This is a genomic window from Streptomyces sp. (genome assembly GCF_031178505.1).
GTDB lineage: Bacteria > Actinomycetota > Actinomycetes > Streptomycetales > Streptomycetaceae > Streptomyces > Streptomyces gulbargensis.
Genome location: NZ_JAPSIW010000310.1, coordinates 1 through 7,579, shown reverse-complemented (window position 1 = coordinate 7,579; position 7,579 = coordinate 1). Strand labels below are relative to the sequence as shown.

Below are 7,579 nucleotides of genomic sequence, written 5' to 3'. Positions count from 1 at the left end.
ATGAAGCAGCGCTTCATCCATGTCCCCGGTCCCGGACGGGAGTCACCGTGCTCGATCTCGGCCGTCTGCGCGCCCTGCACGCCGTCGCCGTCCACGGCAGCGTCGGCGCCGCTGCCGCCGCCCTCGGCTACACCCCCTCGGCCGTCTCGCAGCAGATCGCCAAGCTGGAGCGCGAGACCCGTACGACCCTGCTGGAACGCAGCGGGCGGGGCGTCAGGCTCACCGACGACGCTCACCAACTGGCCTCCACGGCGCGCGAATTGCTGTCGCTCGTGGAGGAGGCGGAGGTGCGCCTGGAGGAGCGGCGCGGCCGGCCCGCCGGGCGCCTGGCGATCGGCTGCTTCGCGAGCGCGGCCCGGGGGCTGATGCCCCGGGCGCTGGCGGAGCTGGCCCGCCTCCACCCGGATCTGGACGCGCGCCTGTCCGAGGTGGACCCGCACCTCTCGGTCGACCTGGTGGCGCGGGGCGTGATCGACCTGGCCGTGGCGCACGACTGGGACATCGCGCCGCTTCCCGCCCCTCCGGGGGTGGAACAGGCCGTCATCGGCGACGACCTGTGCGACATCCTGGTGCACCGCGACCATCCGCTGGCCGAGCGGGAGTCGGTGCGGCGGGAGGAGCTGGCGGCCGAGCGGTGGATCTCACAGCCGCCGGGGACCGTCTGCCACGGCTGGCTGATCCGGACCCTGCGGGCCACCGGTTACGAGCCGCTGATCGTGCACCAGGCCGAGGAGAACCACACGCAGGTGGCGCTGGTGGCGGCGGGACTCGGGATCGCGCTCGTACCCCGGCTCGGGCGCGGGGCGCTGCCACCGGACGTGGTGCCGGTCGGGCTCGACCCGATGCCGATGCGCCGGCTGCGCGCCATGTGGCGGACGGGCGCGGCGCGACGCCCGGCGATCCGGGAGACGGTCCGGACGCTCCAGGAGCTCTGGCCCTCGGTCGCCTCACCGGTCTGAGCCGGGCGGTCCCGACCGGGCGGGGGCGGGCGGGCGGAGACGGGTGGTCCGAGCCGGGTGGGGCGGCCGGTCCGAGCCGGCCGGGCGGAGGCGGGTGGTCCGAGCGGCCGGGCGGGGGTGGGTGTCCGAGCCGGCCGGGCGGGGGCGGGCGGTCCGAGCCGGCCGGGAATCGGGGACGCGCGGGCGGGTGCCGGGCGCGCCGGGTGGCCCGACGGCGATTCGTGCGCGGATCCTTGACCTGGCAGTTACTTTCGGGCTATCCGTGACACCTTGGAAGTTTCCTTCAACCTCGCACGGCCGGAAGGAGCATCAGTGCACCACCGCGCCCCCGCCCCCGCCCCCTCGACTTCCGCCTCCCCCTCCCTCCCCGTCTCCCCCTCCCCCGCCGCCGCGCCCTCGCGGCGCACCCTGCTCACCGTCACGGCCGCCGCCGCGGCCGCCGCCGTCACCGGCGCCACCGCCCCCGTGGCCCATGCCGGGACCGACGACCGGCTGCGCCGGATCATCGACCGCATGTCCCTGGAGGAGAAGGTCGGCCAGCTGTTCGTCATGCGGGTGTACGGCCATTCGGCGACCGCGCCGGACCAGGCCGACATCGACGCCAACCTCAAGGAGATCGGCGTCCGCACCGCCGCCGAGCTGATCGAGCGCTACCACGTCGGCGGCGTCATCTACTTCAGCTGGGCCCACAACACCCGGGACCCGCAGCAGATCGCCGAGCTGTCCAACGGCATCCAGCGGGCCGCCCTCGCCGGGCCCACCCCGGTGCCGGTGCTCATCTCCACCGACCAGGAGCACGGCATCGTCTGCCGGGTCGGCGAGCCCGCCACCCTGCTGCCCGGGGCGATGGCCCTGGGCGCCGGCGGCTCGCTCGCGAACGCCCGTAAGGCCGCGCAGATCGCGGGGGCCGAACTGGCCGCCCTCGGCATCCGGCAGAACTACGCCCCCGTCGCGGACGTCAACGTCAACCCGGCCAACCCGGTCATCGGCGTCCGCTCCTTCGGCTCCGACCCGCGGGCGGTCGCCGGGCTGGTCGCCGCCCAGGTCAAGGGCTACCAGCGGGCCGGGGTAGCGGCGACCTCCAAGCACTTCCCCGGGCACGGCGACACCGCCGTCGACAGCCACTACGGGCTGCCCACCATCACCCACACCCCGGCGCAGTGGGCCGAGCTGGACGCCCCGCCGTTCGAGGCGGCGATCGCCGCCGGCATCGACTCGATCATGACCGCGCACATCGTCGTGCCCGCCCTCGACCCCAGCGAGGACCCGGCCACCCTCTCCCGGCCGATCCTCACCGGCATCCTGCGCGAACGGCTCGGCTACGACGGCGTGGTGGTGACCGACTCCCTGGGCATGGAGGGGGTGCGCACCAAGTACGGGGACGACCGGGTGCCGGTGCTGGCGCTGAAGGCGGGCGTGGACCAGCTGCTCAACCCGCCGAAGCTGGACGTGGCGTGGAACGCGGTCGTGCGGGCCGTCCGGGAGGGTGAGCTGACGGAGGACCGGCTGGACGAATCGATCCTGCGGATCCTGCGGCTGAAGGCGAAGCTGGGCCTGTTCCGGCAGCCGTACACCACGCGGGCAGGGGTAGAGCGGGTGGTCGGCACGGCCGCGCACCGCGCGCACGCCGACCGGATCGCGGAGGCGACCACCACCCTGCTCCTCAACGAGGACGGTTTCCTGCCGCTGAGTCCGGACACCCACGGCTCGGTCCTGGTCGTCGGCGCCGACCCGGCCTCCCCCTCCGGTACGACGGGTCCGCCGACCGCCGTCCTCGCGACGGCCCTGCGCGAGCTGGGCTTCACCGCGACCGCGCTCTCCACCGGGATCACCCCCACGGCCGCGCGGATCGAGGAGGCGGTGGCGGCGGCCGCGGGCAAGGACGTGGTCGTCGTGGGGACGTACAACGTCTCGGCGAGCAGTCCGCAGCGCACCCTCGTGGACCGGCTGGTCGCCACCGGGGTGCCCGTGGTGACGATCGCGATCCGCAACCCGTACGACATCGCGCGGATCTCCGGGCAGCGGGCGACGCTGGCCGCGTACTCCTGGACCGACGTCGAACTGCGCGCCGCGGTACGGGTGATGGCCGGGCGCGCCCGGCCGCGGGGCCGGCTGCCCGTGCCGGTGCAGAGCGCGCGGAACCCGGCGGAAGTGCTCTACCCGGTGGGCCACGGGCTCTCGTACACCCGCTGAGCGGGGGCGCGTGGCGGGGTGCGCCCGGCGGTCACGGCCGCCGGGCGCACCCCGCCCTCGCGTACTTCCTGCCTACGGGCGCAGGCCGTGCTCGCGGGTCCGGTCCTCGTCGACCACCTTGTCGAGGCGGGCGTCGAAGCGCGCCAGCGGCTGCGCGGCCTCGACCGCCGGGGCGGGTACTCCGGCCCAGGCGAGGATGCGGGCGGTGGCCCGCTCACGCTCGGCGTCGGTCAGGCCGGCGACGTTCGCGCCGTGGTTGGCGCCCGGCGCCGTGAACACGTAGCTGTCGCGCGTGCCCTTGCCGAGGCGGAACGGTTCGGCGCTCCACGGGTCGTTCTGGCCGTTGACGAACATCATCCGGTTCGCGTTCTTACGGACCCAGTCGTCGATGTCGCGCATGACCCACGGCTTGAACCGCATCGGGATCTCGCGCGGCACGAAGCTGCTCGCCGGCTGGTAGCCGTAGCGGCTCAGGCCGTCCAGGTGGGGCTGCCGGATGGTGGGCGAGCCGAGCTCGGTGGCCGCCTGGTAGTAGTACGGCGTGTAGTACTCCAGGCCCTGGTCGGTGTAGGCGGACCAGCCCGAGTAGGTGTCGACGGTCTCGTAGACGGCGTCGTCGCTCGCGGTCTTCGCGTCCGGGATGCTGTCGCAGGCGTCCAGGCCGTGGTACTGCCAGAAGCCCCACACGAAGTCGAGGACGACGGCCTCGTACGCCTTGTCGAGCGAGCCGACCGTGTTGAAGGTGGCGCCCTCGGTCTCGGCCCACTCCTTGTACTTCTTCTGGAGCGGCGCGCGGCGGATCAGGGCCTCGCGCTGGAGGGAGTTGAGCCGGTCGCGGCACTCCTTGGTGCCGACGTTCTCGAAGAACCGGTCGTAGGCCGAGTCCTCCTTGTTGACCACGTCGTTGGGGGCCACGTAGGCGACGACGCCGTCCATGTCGCGCGGGTAGAAGCGCTCGTAGTAGGTGGCCGTCATGCCGCCCTTGGAGCCGCCGGTGGAGATCCAGTTCTTGCCGTAGATCTTCTTCAGGGCGGTGAAGATGCGGTGCTGGTCGCTGGCGGCCTGCCAGATGTCGAGCTTGGACCAGTCGGCCGGCTGCGGGCGGGACGGCGTGAAGAAGCGGTACTCCATCGAGACCTGGTTGCCGTCGACGATCCGCGTCGGCTCGGCCCTGCCGGGGGTGGTGCTCAGTCCGTAGCCGCTGGTGCGGAAGACGGTCGGGCGCTCCGTGTCCTTGTGCAGGACGGAGAGCCGCTGCTTGAAGGTGCCGGCCCACGGGCGGCGGTGGTCGACCGGCTGGACGTACTCCAGGACGAAGAAGCGGTAGCCGGCGTACGGCTTCTCCTCGATCAGGCTCATCCCGGGAATGGCCAGGATGCGGTCCTTGATGTCCGTGCTCTGCGAGTCGGCGACGGCCCTGCTGCCGGTGTCCGAGTCCGCGGCGGTAGCCACGCCGGCCGTACCCACGGTGCCTATGAGCACCGAAAGCGACAGCACCCATCCGAGCGACTTGCGCATTCACCCTCCCCTTGGTTCACAACGGTGTCGCGAACCTAGCGGGGCGAACGTGGGGACCGCCAGACCCAGTTGCTCCTTACTCGCGGATCTCCGGGACTTTCCGCCGCGCGGGCCGGGTCAGCAGAGGGTCCAGCCGGTGCCCGCACCCCGGCCGGCGACCCAGCCGCTCGCGCGGACACAGCGGTTGAGGGCATGGACGGTGACGGGGCCGGCCTGCCGGTCGAACCGGCCCGCGCGGACGGCGGGCCGTCCACCGCGCGGCTGGAGCGAGACGCTCATCGGGCGGCGGGTGCCGGGGCGCTTGGCGACGGTGACGGCACAGACGTAGTGACGGGTCCGGTAGAGGCGGAGCTCGCCGGTGGCGAAGGAGACGGTCTTGGCCGGACGCCCCTGGCACACGGACAGCGCCTCGGCGGTGGCGCCCCCGGTCCCGGGCCCCGGGAGCACGAGCAGCGCGACGGTCGCGAGGACGGCGACCAGAACCCGGCCGAAGACCCTGATTCCGGTACGGGAAGGCGCGGCGGTACGGGTGGGGCCGCGGCCGCCGGGCGGGGCACCCGGCCCTGTGCGCACCCCGGTGCGGGCGGGTCCTCCGGCGGCTCCGTCCTCGGAGGCCGCGCGGGCGCGCGGCGGGCGTGTTCGGCCGCGCCGGGCGGTCGGGTCCGTGGTCATGCGTTCCCCTCCCGGGAGTCTCCTCGTACGGCCGTACGACGCGCGCGATCCCGGAATGGTTGCCTCCGCCGACGTCCCGGCGCCCGGCCCGGGGCCGGGTGAGGCGCCTCAGGAGGCCACAGCCGAGTCGGAGGCCGGTGGCGGACCCGGCCCAGGGTCCGAGGCGGACCCCCGCGACCGGGGGCCGGGGCCCCGGACGGCTCCCGGGCCCCGGCCCACGCGCGACCCCCGCGCCCCGGGGGCCGGGGCCCCGGACGGCTCCCCGGCCCGCCCGGTCCGACCCCTGTCAGACCCGTTCGCCGAGCTGCTCCGCCTCCTCGCCGATGAAGGTCCGCCACAGCTCCGCGTACCGGCCGCCGCGTGCGAGGAGGTCGTCGTGGGTGCCGTCCTCCGCGATCCGGCCGTGGTCCATGACGACCACCCGGTCCGCGCGTGCCGCCGTGGTGAGGCGGTGGGCGACGACCAGGGTCGTGCGGCGGCCGGCGAGCCGGTCGGTGGCCTGGTTGACCTGGGCCTCGGTGGCCAGGTCCAGGGCGGCCGTGGCCTCGTCGAGGAGCAGCACGTCCGGGTCGACCAGCTCGGCGCGGGCCAGGGCGATGAGCTGCCGCTGCCCGGCCGACAGGTTCCGGCCGCGCTCGGCGACCTCGTGCAGGTAGCCGCCGTCGAGCGTGGCGATCATGTCGTGGGCGCCGACCGCCCGCGCGGCCGCCTCCACCTCGGCGTCGGTGGCGTCCGGCCGCCCGTAGGCGATGGCGTCCCGGACGGTACCGGGGAAGAGGTACGCCTCCTGCGGGACGACGCCGAGCCGGTGCCGGTACGCGGTGAGGTCCAGGTCCCGCAGGTCGGTGCCGTCGGCGGTGACGCGGCCCGACGTGGGGTCGTAGAACCGGGCGACCAGTTTGACCAGCGTCGACTTGCCGGCACCGGTCTCACCGACGAAGGCGACGGTCTGCCCGGCCGGGATGCGCAGGTCGATCCCGCTGAGCGCGGTGTCCTCGCCGGCGCCCGCACCGGCACCGTCGCCCGCCCCGTACGCGAAGGACACGTTCTCGAAGGCGATCTCGCCCCGCAGCTTCCGCACCGGGCGCGGGTCGGCGGCGGGGGCCGTGGAGGTGGGCTCCTGGAGCAGTTCCTGCATCCGCTTCAGGGAGACGGCCGCCTGCTGGTAGCCGTCGAAGACCTGGGAGAGCTGCTGGACCGGGGCGAAGAAGAGGTCGATGTAGAGCAGGTAGGCGACGAGCGCGCCGGTGGTGAGGGTGCCGGCCTGGATCCGGTGCGCGCCGACGATCATCACGGCCGCGGCGGCGACCGAGGACAGCAGCGTCACGAACGGGAAGTAGACCGAGATCAGCCACTGACCGCGCACACGGGCGTCGCGGTACGCGTCGCTGTGCGCCCGGAAGCGCTCGGCGCCCGACCGCTCGCGGCGGAAGGCCTGCACGATCCGGAGTCCGGCGACGGACTCCTGGAGGTCGCCGTTGACGACGCTGATCCGCTCACGCGCCAGCTCGTACGCCTTCACGCTGGAGCGGCGGAAGAAGTACGTGGCGACGGCGAGGACCGGCAGGGTCGCGAAGACGACCAGGGCGAGCTGGAGGTCGAGCACCAGCAGCGCGACCATGATCCCGAAGAACGTGACGAGGGAGACGAAGGCGGTGACCAGGCCCGTCTGGAGGAAGGTCGACAGGGCGTCCACATCGGTCGTCATCCGGGTCATGATCCGGCCGGTGAGCTCGCGCTCGTAGTAGTCCAGGCCGAGCCGCTGGAGCTGGGCGAAGATCTTCAGGCGCAGCGCGTAGAGGACCCGTTCGCCGGTGCGGCCGGTCATGCGGATCTCCGCGGTCTGCGCGGCCCACTGCACGAGCACGGTGAGGAGGGCGAGCGCCGAGGCCGCCCAGACGGCCCCGAGGGCGAGCCGGTTGACGCCCTCGTCGATGCCGTGCCGGATGAGCACCGGCAGCAGCAGGCCGGCGCCCGCGTCGGCGGCGACCAGGCCGAGGCTGACCAGCAGCGGCAGGCCGAAGCCGCGCAACAGGCGGCGCAGGCCGTAGCTGTCCTCGGGCGAGACCGCGCGGGTCTCGTCCACGTCGGGGGTGTCGGCGGCGGGCGGCAGGGCCTCGACGGCGGCGAGCAGCTCCGGGGTGGCGCCGGCCTTGTCCGTCATGCGGGCCGTGCCGTCGTCGGGCGCCGCGGACTCGTCCCGTACCCACAGGGCGGGGGTGATCCCGCGCTCGGCG

At 74.1% G+C, this 7,579-nt stretch carries 5 protein-coding genes; 2 read left to right on the top strand and 3 right to left on the bottom strand.

Annotated elements, in window-relative coordinates; genetic code table 11:
* The first annotated feature begins 47 nt into the window (after positions 1 to 47).
* Positions 48 to 959: a LysR family transcriptional regulator gene (locus RIF68_RS20160; protein WP_309052685.1), complete on the top strand. Its 912-nt coding sequence runs from the start codon at positions 48 to 50 to the stop codon at positions 957 to 959.
* 312 nt (positions 960 to 1,271) lie between these two features.
* Entirely contained in the window at positions 1,272 to 3,152 is a 1,881-nt protein-coding gene (locus tag RIF68_RS20155) for a glycoside hydrolase family 3 protein (protein ID WP_375165721.1), read from the top strand.
* A 72-nt stretch (positions 3,153 to 3,224) separates the two neighbouring features.
* On the opposite strand, the gene RIF68_RS20150 is transcribed toward RIF68_RS20155, so the two are convergent.
* The 3 genes from RIF68_RS20150 to RIF68_RS20140 form a co-directional block, all read right to left on the bottom strand.
* Positions 3,225 to 4,670 (bottom strand): S28 family serine protease, encoded by a 1,446-nt coding sequence (locus RIF68_RS20150; protein ID WP_309052683.1) that lies wholly within the window; start codon positions 4,668 to 4,670, stop codon positions 3,225 to 3,227.
* 117 nt (positions 4,671 to 4,787) lie between these two features.
* Positions 4,788 to 5,171, bottom strand: coding sequence for a hypothetical protein (locus RIF68_RS20145; protein ID WP_375165206.1), 384 nt, complete (start codon positions 5,169 to 5,171; stop codon positions 4,788 to 4,790).
* A 457-nt stretch (positions 5,172 to 5,628) separates the two neighbouring features.
* The coding region (locus tag RIF68_RS20140) for an ABC transporter ATP-binding protein (protein ID WP_309052681.1) at positions 5,629 to 7,579 on the bottom strand (1,951 nt) is incomplete at its 5' end.